Origin of the sequence: Achromobacter sp. 77 (assembly GCF_020541125.1) — a bacterium.
GTDB classification, from domain to species: domain Bacteria; phylum Pseudomonadota; class Gammaproteobacteria; order Burkholderiales; family Burkholderiaceae_B; genus Achromobacter; species Achromobacter mucicolens.
Genome location: NZ_CP059848.1, coordinates 5,293,115 through 5,306,540, shown reverse-complemented (window position 1 = coordinate 5,306,540; position 13,426 = coordinate 5,293,115). Strand labels below are relative to the sequence as shown.

Annotated in this window: 11 protein-coding genes; 8 read left to right on the top strand and 3 right to left on the bottom strand. The window is 67.6% G+C overall.

Translation table 11 applies throughout. From position 1 onward, the window contains the following. Positions 1 to 309: 309 nt before the first annotated feature. The 4 genes from H4P35_RS24440 (at position 310) to proC (ending at position 4,436) form a co-directional block, all read left to right on the top strand. Positions 310 to 1,377 carry a LysR family transcriptional regulator gene (locus H4P35_RS24440; protein WP_056324699.1) on the top strand — a complete coding sequence of 356 codons (1,068 nt, stop codon included), beginning with the start codon at positions 310 to 312 and terminating at the stop codon, positions 1,375 to 1,377. A 165-nt stretch (positions 1,378 to 1,542) separates the two neighbouring features. Next, positions 1,543 to 2,655, top strand: a complete 1,113-nt coding sequence (locus H4P35_RS24435) for an AI-2E family transporter (protein WP_226847340.1) — start codon at positions 1,543 to 1,545, stop codon at positions 2,653 to 2,655. Between the two features lie 104 nt (positions 2,656 to 2,759). Then, entirely contained in the window at positions 2,760 to 3,530 is a 771-nt protein-coding gene (locus H4P35_RS24430) for a phytanoyl-CoA dioxygenase family protein (protein ID WP_226847339.1), read from the top strand. Between the two features lie 99 nt (positions 3,531 to 3,629). Continuing rightward, the gene (gene proC / locus H4P35_RS24425; RefSeq protein WP_226847338.1) at positions 3,630 to 4,436 is read left to right on the top strand and encodes a pyrroline-5-carboxylate reductase; all 807 of its coding nucleotides are present in this window, start codon (positions 3,630 to 3,632) and stop codon (positions 4,434 to 4,436) included. 37 nt (positions 4,437 to 4,473) lie between these two features. On the opposite strand, the gene H4P35_RS24420 is transcribed toward proC, so the two are convergent. Beyond that, the gene (locus H4P35_RS24420) at positions 4,474 to 5,925 is read right to left on the bottom strand and encodes an MFS transporter (protein WP_226847336.1); all 1,452 of its coding nucleotides are present in this window, start codon (positions 5,923 to 5,925) and stop codon (positions 4,474 to 4,476) included. Between the two features lie 96 nt (positions 5,926 to 6,021). Between H4P35_RS24420 and H4P35_RS24415 the strand changes: the two genes are divergently transcribed. The 3 genes from H4P35_RS24415 to H4P35_RS24405 all read left to right on the top strand — a co-directional run bounded on the left by H4P35_RS24415 (position 6,022) and on the right by H4P35_RS24405 (position 8,653). Beyond that, positions 6,022 to 6,924: a helix-turn-helix transcriptional regulator gene (locus H4P35_RS24415; protein WP_226847334.1), complete on the top strand. Its 903-nt coding sequence runs from the start codon at positions 6,022 to 6,024 to the stop codon at positions 6,922 to 6,924. A gap of 110 nt (positions 6,925 to 7,034) precedes the next feature. Further along, positions 7,035 to 7,811 (top strand): PadR family transcriptional regulator, encoded by a 777-nt coding sequence (locus tag H4P35_RS24410; protein WP_226847332.1) that lies wholly within the window; start codon positions 7,035 to 7,037, stop codon positions 7,809 to 7,811. Positions 7,812 to 7,837: 26 nt separating this feature from the next. Continuing rightward, complete coding sequence (locus H4P35_RS24405; RefSeq protein WP_152382756.1) at positions 7,838 to 8,653, top strand: siderophore-interacting protein; 816 nt, start codon at positions 7,838 to 7,840, stop codon at positions 8,651 to 8,653. A 22-nt stretch (positions 8,654 to 8,675) separates the two neighbouring features. On the opposite strand, the gene H4P35_RS24400 is transcribed toward H4P35_RS24405, so the two are convergent. Next, a complete protein-coding gene (locus tag H4P35_RS24400; RefSeq protein ID WP_226847330.1) occupies positions 8,676 to 9,563 on the bottom strand; it encodes a LysR family transcriptional regulator in 888 nt (295 codons plus the stop codon). Between the two features lie 104 nt (positions 9,564 to 9,667). On the opposite strand from H4P35_RS24400, the gene H4P35_RS24395 reads away from it, so the two are divergent. Beyond that, on the top strand, positions 9,668 to 10,528 hold the full coding sequence (locus tag H4P35_RS24395; protein WP_226847328.1) for an oxaloacetate decarboxylase: 861 nt from the start codon (positions 9,668 to 9,670) through the stop codon (positions 10,526 to 10,528). Here the strand turns inward: H4P35_RS24395 and H4P35_RS24390 are convergent. Continuing rightward, positions 10,522 to 13,425, bottom strand: a complete 2,904-nt coding sequence (locus H4P35_RS24390) for a WG repeat-containing protein (RefSeq protein WP_226847326.1) — start codon at positions 13,423 to 13,425, stop codon at positions 10,522 to 10,524. The genes H4P35_RS24395 and H4P35_RS24390 overlap by 7 nt on opposite strands. Position 13,426 lies beyond the last annotated feature (1 nt).

Here is a 13,426-nt window from a genome sequence, read left to right as displayed (position 1 = left end):
GGATGCCAGTCCTAAGAATCCAGGGTCATATGGATATGCTGCAATGCAGCATCGACCGGGGTCGCTGATCTGGAGGCGGTGGCCGCCGGGTAAGGGCGGGCCGCTGCGGTGCGGAATCTGAGGATTGACATGCCCTTTTGTTGCGCCGGGCGGCAAGGGCACTTCAAGATGGTTTGCATTCTGAGTGTTTTGTCCGGGCGGATAAACCTGTCTTTCCCGGCAACACTGTTCGTGGAGAATGACTAATCAGCCGCGAAATCGGGTTATGCTCCGTTCACCCCGACTTATTTGCCTAAGGACACCCTTGCCATGGACCGCTTTCAGGCGATGCAGGTGTTTGTGCGCGTCGTGGACGCCAATAGCTTCACCCGGGCGGCCGACAGCCTATCGCTTCCGCGCACCACCGTCACCACCATCATTCAGAATCTGGAACGCCTCCTGGGCGTGCGCCTGCTGAACCGCACCACCCGCCGCATTGGCCTGACGCCCGACGGCGCGGGCTATTACCAGCATTGCGTGCGCATCCTGGCCGACGTCGAAGAAACCGAGGCGTGCTTCCAGGAAGCCGCCCTGCGTCTGAAGGGCCGCCTGCGCATCGACGTGCCCACCTGCATCGGCCGGCTGATCCTGATCCCCTCATTGTGTGATTTCCACGACAAATACCCCGACGTCGAGCTGGTGCTGGGCCTGGGCGACCGTCCGGTCGACATGGTCCAGGAAGCCGTGGACTGCGTGATCCGCGCCGGCGACCTCGAAGACTCCAGCCTGGTCGCCCGCCGCATCGGCACCCTGCAGACCGTGACTTGCGCGTCCCCCACGTATGTGGCGCGCCACGGCATGCCGCAAACCATCGAATCACTGCGCGATCACCACGCGGTGCATTATTTTTCCAGCCGCACCGGCCGCAATTGCGCCTGGGACTTCAAGGTGGACGGCAAGCACCAGGAAGTGGACATGAAGGGCACGGTGGCCGTGAACGAAGCGGGCGCCTACCTGGATTGCGGCCTGAAAGGCTTCGGCCTGATCCAGACCGCGCGATACATGGCGCTGCCGTACCTGCAATCGGGCGAGCTGATCGAGATCCTGCCGCAGTGGAAACCCAGCTCCACGGCCATTTCGGTGCTGTATCCGCAGAGCCGGCAGTTGTCGCCCAAGGTGCGGGCCTTCACCGATTGGGTCGCCGACCTGTTTGCCGGATGCCCGCTGCTCAGCGGCCGCGACGAGACCGATCCGGCCGCCGCCTCCTGCGCCGTGTACCAGCGCAACCAGGGCCAGACCGCGCCGGCGCAACCGCCTGTGCCGGCCATCCCGGCGCTGGCCGACATGGCCCCGCGCCGCCGCACCGCGCGCGAAGAAGCCGCCGAATACCTGCTGTAAGCCATCGCATCCGGCGCAACGACATGGCGGACCCTCGGGTCCGCCATGTGCGTTAAGCGCGGGAAACCCCGTAGTAAATACAGCCCTTACGTCCCTCGAATCGCATGAAACGTCTGTATAGTCCGACAGTCAAAGCCTACAACGCCCTTACAGTCGATTCGCGCTATGCAGCCTGTTCTACCCGCTTACCTCATTGCCCGATGGCTGTTGCTGCTTGTGCTGTTGGCGGGGGTTTACTTTCTTAGCGGATTCCTGGTCCCGGCCCTGGCGGCGCTGATCATCGGCCTGGCCAGCTGGCCCTTGTATCAACGCCTCGTCGTCCGGTGCGGCGGCCGTACAACAGTGGCCGCGTCGCTGGCGCTGCTGGTCGTCGTCGTGGTGTTGATCGTTCCGTTGTCGCTGGCCTTGTCCTATGCCATCAAGGAAGCCAGCGCGTTCGTCGCCTGGGCCATCGCCGCCAACCGGCATGGCGTGGACGTGCCCGCGTGGATTTCCTCGATGCCGGTCGTGGGCGACCGCCTGGCGCAATACTGGGAATCCTATATTGGCCAGCCCCACGCGCTGGGCGCGCTGGTCGAAGCGGTCAGCGGCGAGCACCTGGGCAATATCTACCGCATGGCGCTGGCCGCCACGGGCAACGTCTTCCAGTTGCTGCTGACGGTCCTATTCATGCTGATCACGCTGTTCTTCGTCTACAAGGACGGCATCCGCATGGTCGCGCAGCTGGATGTGCTGGGCGAACGCATCCTGCCGGCGCGCTGGCAGCGCTTTTCGCGCGTGGTGCCGGCCACCATCAATTCCACCGTCACCGGCATGGGCCTGATCGCGCTGGGCGAAGGCGTCGTGCTGGGCATCGCCTATTGGGTCGCGGGCGTGCCGTCGCCCGTATTGCTGGGCGTGGTCACCGGGTTCATGGCCCTGATCCCCGGGGGCGCGCCGCTGTCATTCACGCTGGTGTCCCTGTATCTCGTGGGCTCGGGCCATGTGGTCGCGGGCATCGCGCTGATGGTCTGGGGCAGTGTGGAATTGTTCATCGTCGACAAGACGCTGCGCCCGCGCCTGGTGGGCGGCCCGGTCAAGCTGCCGTTCCTGCCGACCTTCTTCGGCCTGGTGGGCGGCGTGAAGACCATGGGCATCGTGGGATTGTTCGTGGGCCCGGTGCTGATGGCGCTGCTGGTGGCCGTCTGGCGCGAATGGGTCCACCACGAAGTCCAGGAGCGCGACGCCGCCCGGCTCCGCGCGCCTGCCGTCCATCCCGAGAAGACCCCCGCGGGCTGAGGCCGTTTTGGTAATCTAGCCATCCCGCGTGACCGGCGCCTTGCCGGTGCGCGCCTGCCCGCCCGCAGACGCGCCGCTTTCCGACGCGGGCTGTGAGGATCGAGATGTCCGGGTTATTGCCTGATGATCAGATTGCCGTGCTGCGTGAGCAGGGCTTCGTGGTGGCGCGACAGTTCGCCAGCCCGGAAGCGGTCGCCGCGCTGCGCGCGCTGGCCGAACGCCATTTGCGCGATCACGTCGCACCCATCGAATACGAAGCCGACCTGCGCTACCCCGGCGCGCCGGCATCCCGCGCCGCCGAAGGCGGCTTGACGGTGCGCCGGTTGCTCAACGCCTACGCGCGCGACCCGTTGTTCGCGCAATGGGCGACCAATCCGCGCATCGGGCAGTGGCTGCAGCGCTACTTCAACGAGACGCCCGTGCTGTCCACGGTGCACCACAACTGCGTGATGACCAAGCACCCCGCGTATGGCAGCCTGACCGGCTGGCACCAGGACATCCGATATTGGTCGTTCTCGGACACGGATCTGGTGTCCTGCTGGCTGGCCCTGGGGCCAGAGACGCGCGCCAATGGCGGCCTGTCGTTCATTCCCGGTTCGCACACGGCGGCTTATACGCCGGAACAATTCGACGACAAGAAGTTCTTCCGCGAGGACGTGCCGCAGAACGCCGATTGGATCGCTTGCGCCGTCTGCCCGGAACTGCAGGCGGGCGACGTCGTGTTCTTTCACTGCCGCACCTTGCACGCCGCGCAGGGCAACCGCAGCGACCGCGTGAAGTTGTCGGTGGTCCACACCTATCACCCCGAGTCCTGCCATCCGCTGCCGGGCACGCGTTCGTCGTCGCAGGCAGGCGTGGCGCTGACGAAGGCGTGATGCCTCGCGATGCCCGTAGACTGTCGAATCCCCATCCCGCGCGCCGGCATTGCAGCCACGCCGGCCCGGTCCGCAATCCCTCTTTGGAACTGAAGCAACATGCGTGAAAAGATCGTCTTCATCGGCGGCGGCAATATGGCCTCCGCCATCATCGACGGGCTGCTCGGCCAGGGCCGGGCGCTGACCGATTTTCTGGTGATCGAGCCCTACGCGCCCACGCGCGAGGCGCTGGTCGCGCGCGGCTTGCCGTGCCTGGAGCAGGTCAGCAGCGACATCGGCGACGCGGGCCTGTGCGTGCTGGCCACCAAGCCGCAGGTGCTGCGCGAGGCGTGTGGCCAGGTCCGTCAGCATCTGCCGGCCGACGCCACGGTGGTCAGCATCGCGGCGGGCGTGGAACTGGCCGCGCTGTCGGACTGGCTGGGCGGCCACGCGCGCATCGTGCGCGCGATGCCCAATACGCCCGCGAAGGTGGGGCTGGGCATGACCGGCCTGTACGCCACCCCGGCCTGCGGGCAGGCCGAGCGCGATCAGGTCGACGCGCTTTTCGCCGCCGTGGGTGAGCGCATCTGGACCGACAGCGAAGCCATGATCGACGCCGTCACCGCGGTGACCGGCAGCGGTCCCGGCTACGTGTTTCACTTCATGGCGGCGCTGGAGAAGGGCGCTGTCGAGCTGGGCTTCACGCCTGCCGACGCCCGCCGGCTGGCGGTCGCCGCCTTCCGCGGCGCGGCAGAGCTGGCCGCCAGCGAAGACGTGCCGCTCACCGAATTGCGGGAGCGCGTCACTTCCAAGGGCGGCACCACCTACGCCGCGCTGTCGCACATGCAGCAAGCCGGCGTGGCCGAGGCCATCACGCAGGCGGTGCACAAGGCGCAGCAGCGCGCCCGCGAATTGTCCGCGGGGTAAGCGCGCCGGCACGGCCGCGCCGCAAGTCCGAACGCGGTCAGCGCTGGCGGCCCAGCCGCCACAACAGCGCGGCCGCCAGAAGAATGGCCGCGACGTTGAACTGCATGGCTGACGCGAATGCCTGCGCATGGCGTTCGGCCTCGCCCGCATCCGCATGGGCTTGCAGCGCACCGCCATACAGCATGCCCGCGGCCGATACGCCAAGCGCCGCGCCCACCTGCTGCAGGGTCGACACCACGCCGGCGGCCATGCCGGCCTGGCGGTCCTGGACCAGTCCCATTGCCAGGTTCACTAGCGGCGTGTTGACCGCGCCTTGGGCCGCGCCCAGCCACACCAGCGCGGGCAAGAGCGTCCAAGGGTTCAGATCGGCGCCCGCAAATTCCGTGTGCAGCATCAGGGCGGCCGTCGCGCCGCCGTACAGCAGCGCGGCCAGCGCGATCGCCCGCGTCCCATACCGGGCAACCAGCCGTGGCGCGGCCATCGATCCGGCGACGAACCCGACGCTGGCCGGCGCGAAGATCAGGCCGGCCGTCAGCGCATCGCGGCCGAAACCGGTCTGCACCAGCAGCGCATAGCAAAGAAACATGGCGCTGGCGGTGGAGAACACCAGCATCACGACAAGGCACCCGGCCGCAAAGCGAGGCTGCGTCAGCAAGGCCATGTCCACCAGCGGCGCGCCGCCAAGCGCGGCGATCCTGCGTTGCAACCGCACGAATGCCGTCAACGCGGCCACCGATGCCGCGCCGCAGGCGAGCGTCCAGGCCGGCCATTGACGTGCCGGACCCTCGATCAGCGCCAGCAGCAGCAACGCCAATCCCAGTCCCACGAGGGCGGCCCCAGCCCAATCCATCGCCGCGCCGGAAGGTTCGGCGGATTCAGGGATGTGACGCGCCAGCCAGCAAGCCAAGAGGCCCAGCGGCAGGTTGACGAGGAAGATGGTGCGCCAGGCCAGGCCGAACAGATCCGCATGGACGATCCATCCGCCCAGCACCTGCCCGGCGATGGCCGCAAGGCCCAGCGTCATGCCCAGCCACGCAAACGCCCGCCGCCGCGCGTGGCCCTCGAAGCTGACGCGAATCAGCGCATACGCCTGCGGAAACAGCAGGGCCGCCGCGGCGCCTTGCACAATGCGCGCGGCGATCAGCGTGTCCGGCGTGGGCGCCAGGCCGCACAACGCGGAGGCCAACGCGAAACCCGCCATGCCCAGCATGAACAGCCGCCGCCTGCCGTGCCGGTCGCCCAGCCGGCTGCCCGCGATCAGCAGCACCCCGTACGCCAGTTCGTAGGCGGCGATGATGAAGTTGATCTGCGCGAAGCTGGCCGACAGTGTCGCTTGCATGCTGGGAATGGCCACGTTCACGACGAAGAGGTCGAAGATCGTGATGAATCCGCCGGAGAGCAGCACGGCCAGGCCGAGATTGCCCAGGCGCGGGGAATCGGTGTGGGGGAGGGCGGGCGAGGGCGTGGCGGGAAGGCAGGAGGTCGACATGGAAAAGGCCAGAAAGTCAGGATCGGCGCTATTCTGGTCGGACCTTCAGCCTTATACAATTTAGCTGTTTATGCTATTACTGCCTGCAACAGCGTCATGACCGCATCCCTGCCTTCAACCCCGTCCGCACCGGCTACGGCGCACCGTCTGGACCGCACCCGCGCCGATCTTTCCGAATTCCTGCGGCTGCGCCGCGAGCGGCTGACCCCCGCCGACCTTGGGCTGCCGCCCGGCCGCCGTCGCCGCACGCCGGGGCTGCGGCGCGAGGAGGTCGCGGCGCTCGCGGGCGTCGGGCTGGCCTGGTACACGTGGTTTGAACAGGGCCGCAACATCAGCGTGTCGTCGGCGTTTCTGGAAAACCTGGCGCGCGTGTTGCGGCTGGACGATGCCGAGCGCCGCCACCTTTACCTGCTGGCGCATCAGCGCCCGCCGGCCGAGACGGGCCGCACGTGGTGCACGGTGCCCGCGCAGGTCCGCCGCCTGATGGACGACCTGCCCGCGCGCCCCGCGTACATCCTGAATCTGCGCTGGGACGTCGTGGTGTGGAACGCCGCCGCGGACAAGGTGTTCAATTTTTCCGGGCAGGCGCCGGGCCGCCGCAATCTGCTCTGGATGCTGTTCGTGGACCCCGCCATGCGCGAGCGCTTCGTGGACTGGACGGCGCAGGCGCCGCGCATGCTGTCCTCGTTCCGGCGCGATTTCGCCAGCGCCGCCGGGGTGCCCGACATCGCGGAACTGGTCGATGAGTTGGAACGGGTGTCGCCCGATTTCCGGACCTGGTGGCGCGAACACGACGTGCATGGTTCGTGCATGGGCCTACGTACGCTGCATGTGGAATCACTGGGTGACATCGCATTCGAGCACGCCACCTTGAGCGTCGACGAAATCCGTCACCTGCGGCTCGTGGTCTATGCGCCCGCGCCGCACGAGCCCAAGGCGGCGGACTTCGCCCGATGGGTGCAGGTGGATGCCACCGCGCCCAGCGAGCCTCTGCGATAAGACGCGCTGACGGCCCGCCGGCGGCGGAAAAAAAGAAGGGCGGAATTGACGCCTCCACGGCGGCAGGTATATCGTACGAGCTATCGTAAGACATATCGTAAGAGGCATTCATGTCCCCGTTTTCGTTCATCGCCGCCGTCCAACGCGCTGCCGGCGGACGCCGCGCCCATGGCCATCGCGGCCATTGTCAGCATCATGGCCGCCACGGCAACGCCCATCCCCACGCCCCGCATCCCGACCATCACGGCGGCCGTCATCATGATCACCATCCGCGTCACGCCAGCGCGGGCGGCGACTGGTTCTCGGGTGGCGCCCACGGCCGCGGCGACGCAGACGGCTTCGGCGGCGACGGCCGGGGCTTCACCCGCAGCCGCAAGGTGTCCAGCGACGACTTGCAACTGATGCTGCTCGGGCTGCTGGAGCAGAATCCCAGCCACGGCTACGAACTCATCAAGGCGCTGGGCGCGCTCAGCAACGGCTTCTACACCCCCAGCCCCGGCATGGTGTATCCCGCGCTCACCTATCTGGAAGAACTGGGCTACGCCACCGTCGAACAGGAAGGCGCCAAGAAGCGCTATCACCTCGCGGAACCCGGCAAGGCGCACCTGGACGCCAACCGCGAGCGCCTGATGCTGATGTTCAACAAGCTCAAGCACGTGGCGCGCAAGATGGACTACATGCGCCAGGCCTGGAGCGGCCAGCCGCGCGAGACCGGCCCCGAAGGCGAGGACACCCGCACCGGCTGGCTGCCCGAATTCGTTGAGGCGCGCCAGGCGCTCAAGCGTGCGCTGCTGGATCGCACCGACGCCTCGCCCGCCGAACAACGACGCATCGCCGGCATCCTGGCGCGTGCGACCGACGAGATCAACGGCAAGTCTGGCGCCTGATCCCGTCCCAACTGACTGGAGTACCCATGAATCAAAGCGACCTCACCGTGGCGCGCGTGCGCCACACCCTAAAGATGCGCACGCTGACCGTGGCGCGCGTCGAGCGCATCGCCGGGCTGCTGGCCCGTGTCACGTTCACCGGCGAAGACTTGCAGGACTTCGTGTCCGCGTCCTTCGACGATCACGTGAAGATCTTTTTCCCCGCCGATCCCTCGCAACCGCCCGTGCTGCCCACCGCCGGGCCGGACGGCATCAAGTTCCCCGACGGCGTGCCCCGGCCCGCTGCGCGCGACTACACCCCGCGCCGGTTCGATACGGCGCGCCAGGAACTGGAGATCGAATTCGTGCTGCACGGCGACGGCCCCGCCTCGACCTGGGCCGAACAGGCCGCGCCCGGCCAGCAACTGGGCATCGGCGGACCACGCGGTTCGTTTGTGGTGCCCACCGCGTTCGACTGGCATGTGCTGATCGGCGACGAGACCGCGCTGCCCGCCATCGCGCGCCGGCTGGAAGAACTGCCCGCCTCGGCGCAGGCGCTGGTGCTGATCGAAGTGCCGGCGGCCGAGAATGAAATCCCGCTGCAAACGGCCGCGAAGGCCTCGGTGCGCTGGCTGCATCGCAACGGGACCGCGCCGGGCTACAGCACACTCTTGCTGCAAGCCGCGCGCGAATTGGCGTTGCCGCAGGGCGAAGGCTATGTGTGGGTGGCGGCGGAATCGGCCACCGCGAAGGCGGTGCGCGAGATCATGGTGGCCCAGCACGGCATCGACAAGAGCCGCATCCGCGCCGCCAGCTACTGGAAGCGCGGCGCAATTGCCGTGCACGAATCGCACGACGATTGAGCGTGCGGGCCAGCAAAACGCGCTAGGGCTTGCGGCAAGCCCGCGCCAGCGCAAGCAGATTGGCGGCCCGTGCACCAGTTGCATCGCGCACGGCCAGGCCCAGCACCGCGCGCGGCCAATCCAGCGTTAACGGCCGGTAGAGCACGCCATCCGGGCGCAGGGGGCGCAGTGAGGCCGGCACGATCGCCACGCCCATCCCCGCCGCCACCAGGTTCACGGCCGATGACAACTGCGGCGCCTGTTGCCCGATGCGCGGGCTCAGCCCGTGCTGCCGGCACGCCGCCATGATGTCTGCGCTCAGGCCGTAGCCCGATTTGCGCGAGTACAGGATGAAGGTCTCCTGCTGCAGGTCGGCGGGCGCGAGCCGCTTGCGGCGCGCCAGCGTATGGCCCAGCGGCATCGCGACCACCAGTGGTTCCTCCACCAGTTGCGTGAACGTCAGCCCGCCGTCCAGCGCAAAGGGCGGGCGCACGAACGCGGCGTCGATCGCGCCGTCGCGCAGTTGCGCCACCAGCGTTTCGCTGTCGCCCTGCGACAGCGTCATTTCAACTTCCGGGTAGCGCTCGCGGTACTGGCGGATCAGCTCGGTCACCACGCCGTTGAAAGATGCCGACTCGGTGAACCCCAACGTCAATTCGCCCACTTCGCCGCGCGCGGCGCGCTGGGCCGTGCGCACCGCCGCATCGGCGCGTTGCAGGATGTCCTGCGCGCACGCCAGGAACGCGCGTCCGGCGTCGTTCAGCGTCACCCCGCGGCCCGTGCGGTCAAAAAGGGGCGTGTCCACTTCCTGTTCAAGCTGGCGGATCTGCTGGCTGAGCGGCGGCTGCGCCATGCCCAGCAACTCGGCTGCCCTCGTGAAATGCTGGGCCTCGGCAGTGACGACGAAATAGCGAAGATGGCGCAGTTCCATATTGATACTCAGAAAATACTGATTAGAAATATTCCATATATTGGACATTCTAATGGCCGACGCAGATCATGCGGGTATGACGCTTTGCTTTGAAGGAACCCTCCATGACTGCCCACTTTTCCCCGGGCGCGCGGTTGCGCCAGCAGCTCTCTGAAAACATCGTCGTGGCGCCCGGCGCCTATGACGGCCTGTCGGCCCGCCTGGTTGCCGCGGCCGGATTCTCGGCGGTCTACGCCAGCGGCGGCGCCATCGCGCGTGCCGCCGGCTATCCGGACATCGGTCTGCTCAGCTTCACCGAAGTGATGGACCGCGTGGAAAAGATCGTCGACGCCAGCGACCTGCCCGTCGTGGCGGACGCGGACACCGGATTTGGCGGATCAGCCAACGTGGAGCGCACGGTGCGCCTGATGGAGCGCGCGGGTGTGGCGGCGTTTCATATCGAGGACCAGACCTTTCCCAAGCGCTGCGGCCACCTGGACGACAAGAGCCTGGTCGATGCCGGCGAGATGGCCCGCAAGGTCTACATTGCGCGCCAGACGCTCGCCGACGCCGACACGCTGGTCATCGCGCGCACCGACGCCATCGCGGTCGAAGGGTTTGACGCGGCCATCGCCCGCGCCGAGCTGTACCTGAAGGCCGGCGCCGACATGATCTTTGTCGAGGCGCCCGAGACGCTGGCGCAGATCCGCGCCATTGCCGAGCGGTTGCCGGGCTTGAAGCTCATCAACATGTTCTACGGCGGCAAGACGCCGCTGGTGCCGCTGCCGGAACTGACGGCGATGGGCTACCGCCTGGCGATCATTCCGTCGGACCTGCAGCGCGCTGCGATCCACGCGATGCAGGAGACGCTTCGCGCGATCCGGCTGACGGGCGACAGCAGCGCAATGGCGGACCGGCTGACCAGCTTCAAGGAACGCGAAGCAATCGTGCAGACCGGCCGCTATCTGGCGCTGGATGCTCAGTAGGCGCGCGACGCCTCGGTACGTTTGCAGCCGTGCGGCATGCGCAGCGGCCACAGCCGCTGGCCGGCCGCGCCGTACAGGGTGCGGATGCCGCATTGCATCTTGACCTGTGCGACCAGGCTGCCGGCGTTGTCGATGATCCGCGAGTCGTCTTCCGTGGACACCACCGCGCGCTGGTTCTCAAATCCGGACAAGGCCCGGTACTCTGCCGGAATGGCGAACGTGCCCGTGCTATCGACATAGCCGTAGCGACGGTCGCTGGCGGCCGGCGCCAGGCCTTCGCGCAGCGTGCCCAGCGCGTCGAACGCCGGCCCCGTCAGCACGCCCTTGGCATCCACCCAGCGCATGCCGCCGCCAGACAGATGCGTGACGGCGCGGCCTTCCGAGAACCCCGATCCAAACCCTTCGACCGTCAACCGGGTCTTGCCGGACAAGTCCGTGTAGTCCGTCATGGTGCCCCGGTCGGCCGAGTAATAGCGGATCAGCAGGTCGGAGCGTGGCGGCCACGTCCATTCGCCGCGGGGCAGGGTGGCCAGGATCTTGCCGTTGGCGTCCATGACCTGCGTGCCCTTGGCGTTGGACGTCAGCGCGCGCGCCGGCGTGCCTTGGAAGAGGGTGCCGGTGCGGGCTGCCGGCGCGATCTGCCAGGCGCCCTTGCCGTTCAGGTAGCCTTCGCGGTCGGCGCGGCGGATCTCCATCCAGTCGCCCAGCCGCAGGTAGTCGGCATCCTTCATGTCCAGTGCGTCCGAGCCGTCCGGCGAGATGATCCAGCGGCGCTCGCTGTTGCCCGCGCTGACAGAGCCATCCCCAAAATCGCCCACCTGCAATCCGCGCATGAAGGCGGTCAGCGCCTGGCCGCGCGTATTGAACACTGCGGCGGGACGGTCGTACTCGTCTTCTTGCTTGCCGGGCTGCGTCACCCGCCATAGCGTGTCGTTCACGCGCTCCACGCCGTGGTGGCTGGCCGGCACGACCCACTTGCCTTGCAGGTCGATGACGCCGACCCGGCCCGCGCCCAGCGATGCGATCGCCTGGCCATTCTGGAATTCGCCGATGCTACGGAACGTGGGGGCGGCCAGCAGCTTGCCGGCCGCAAAATCGTACAGACCCCACGGCGCGCCGTCGGCCGCCGTTTGCACAAAGCGCGCGACGCCGGGCGCCACGACCTGCGTATCGAAGTTCTCGGGGAGCTCGAACGTCTTGCCCGCGCGGTCGATCATGCGCACCACGCCGTCGCCATACACCTGCGCGTAGCCATGACGGAACATGCCGATGTGCTGCTGCGCGGGCAGGTCGATGCGCTTGCCGCGTGCGTCCAGCAGCACCATGCCATCGTCGGTTTCGGCTGCGTAGCGCAACTGGTCCGCTGTCAGGGCTGCGGCGTTCTCATGGTCGGTGTCGTCCAGCGGCGTCACGGCAGACCACGACGGATCGGTGACCATGCTGCCATCGGCAAGCAGCAAGCCCACCTGTGTGTCGTCGCAATTGCAGTGGCTTTGACCCAGCACGCCCAGCGGACCGCCCGAGACGCCGGCCGGCAGCGGCTGGAGTTGCTGGTTCTGAAGCGCCGCTACCGTCTCGGGCTTGAGCAGCGCCTTGCCGTCCTTGTCCACCACATTGAGCAGGGCGCCTTGCTCGTCGGATAGCCACAGATTGCCTTCGCGCGTCTGCAGGCGGCGGGCGTCCGCCAGCCATGCGGGCGCCGTGGCGCCGTGCAGCCACGCGCCGGTCGGCGTCAGCAAACCGGCGGCGCGGCGGGATTCGTCCACGAAAAGGACATAGCCCTCAAGTTCGTCGCCAGCCGACAGGCCCGCGCCCAACGTGACCGGCGCGGCGTGGCCGGGCACCAGCGCCATCAGGTTGTCGCCCGACCGATACAGAATGGTGTCGGCGTGGCGCTGCGACGTCTGGCCTTCTTCAGTTGTCAGTGTGGCCACGATCGTGCCGGTGCGGTCCATCACCGCAAAGCCGCCCCGCTGCGGCAACTGCGCGCTGTAGAAAGCCTTGCCCACGGGCAGGATGCTTTCGTACTGCTGGTCCGCGCCGATCAGCTTGCCGTCCGCCGTCACCAGCACGGAGCCGTCCGGACCGTAGCCCGAGGCCAGGTTGCCGTCGTCCTGCAAGGAGATGTCGTCGAACACCGGGTCCACGACCCAGTTCCAGTCCTTGTCCACCACGCCGTACTTGGCCTGGCCGTTGGTGGCGATGTACAGGCCCTTGTCGCCCAGCGGCCGCGTGATGACGACACCGTTTCCGCCGAAGCGGCGTTCGCCGCTGGTTGACCGGTATTCCTCCTTGTACTGAACCGTGGCCCGCGCGGGCACGCCATCGAACAGGCGCACGGCACGCACCACCTCGTCGAACGGCTCGCCCGCCGGATTGCCCTGGCGGTCGATCAGCATCGGCTTGCCGTCCAGCGTCACCGCCGCCAGCCCGACCTCGACAAAGTCCTGCGCCGCGTCGTACTGCGGGCGCACCGCCATGCGGCCATTGCGGTCGATGTAGCCCCACTTGCCTTGCCACCGCACGGCGGCAAGTCCGTGGCGGAAATCGCCCACTTCCTCAAAGATCGGCTCGATCGCGACGCGGCCGTTCTGGTCCAGAAAGCCCCATGCGTGGCGGCGCAGCGAGTTGTCGCGCGGCACTCGGTCGATGTTCTCGATGGCTGACGGCAGCAGCACCGCGGCGCGGCCGTCCTGCAGATCCCGGATGCAGCCGTTGCTGAAGGGGTTGCGCGCGGAGATGTCGTCGGCAGCCGGATAGACCGGGTAATCGGATTCGCCCAGGCAATAGATGTGGCCCGGCTGCACGTAGCCAGTCTGCGCCTGAACGGACAGGGATGCGCCCAGCGCGGCCAATGCGCAGGCGAGGCGGGTGGTTCGTAGCACGCGTGACGTCATG

Coding starts and splice junctions, on each gene's coding strand:
- H4P35_RS24400 (WP_226847330.1), bottom strand. CDS start 9,563: ATGGAACTGCGCCATCTTCGCTATTTCGTCGTCACTGCCGAGGCCCAG.
- H4P35_RS24410 (WP_226847332.1), top strand. CDS start 7,035: ATGTCCCCGTTTTCGTTCATCGCCGCCGTCCAACGCGCTGCCGGCGGA.
- H4P35_RS24390 (WP_226847326.1), bottom strand. CDS start 13,425: ATGACGTCACGCGTGCTACGAACCACCCGCCTCGCCTGCGCATTGGCC.
- H4P35_RS24420 (WP_226847336.1), bottom strand. CDS start 5,925: ATGTCGACCTCCTGCCTTCCCGCCACGCCCTCGCCCGCCCTCCCCCAC.
- H4P35_RS24435 (WP_226847340.1), top strand. CDS start 1,543: ATGCAGCCTGTTCTACCCGCTTACCTCATTGCCCGATGGCTGTTGCTG.
- H4P35_RS24405 (WP_152382756.1), top strand. CDS start 7,838: ATGAATCAAAGCGACCTCACCGTGGCGCGCGTGCGCCACACCCTAAAG.
- H4P35_RS24415 (WP_226847334.1), top strand. CDS start 6,022: ATGACCGCATCCCTGCCTTCAACCCCGTCCGCACCGGCTACGGCGCAC.
- H4P35_RS24430 (WP_226847339.1), top strand. CDS start 2,760: ATGTCCGGGTTATTGCCTGATGATCAGATTGCCGTGCTGCGTGAGCAG.
- proC (WP_226847338.1), top strand. CDS start 3,630: ATGCGTGAAAAGATCGTCTTCATCGGCGGCGGCAATATGGCCTCCGCC.
- H4P35_RS24440 (WP_056324699.1), top strand. CDS start 310: ATGGACCGCTTTCAGGCGATGCAGGTGTTTGTGCGCGTCGTGGACGCC.
- H4P35_RS24395 (WP_226847328.1), top strand. CDS start 9,668: ATGACTGCCCACTTTTCCCCGGGCGCGCGGTTGCGCCAGCAGCTCTCT.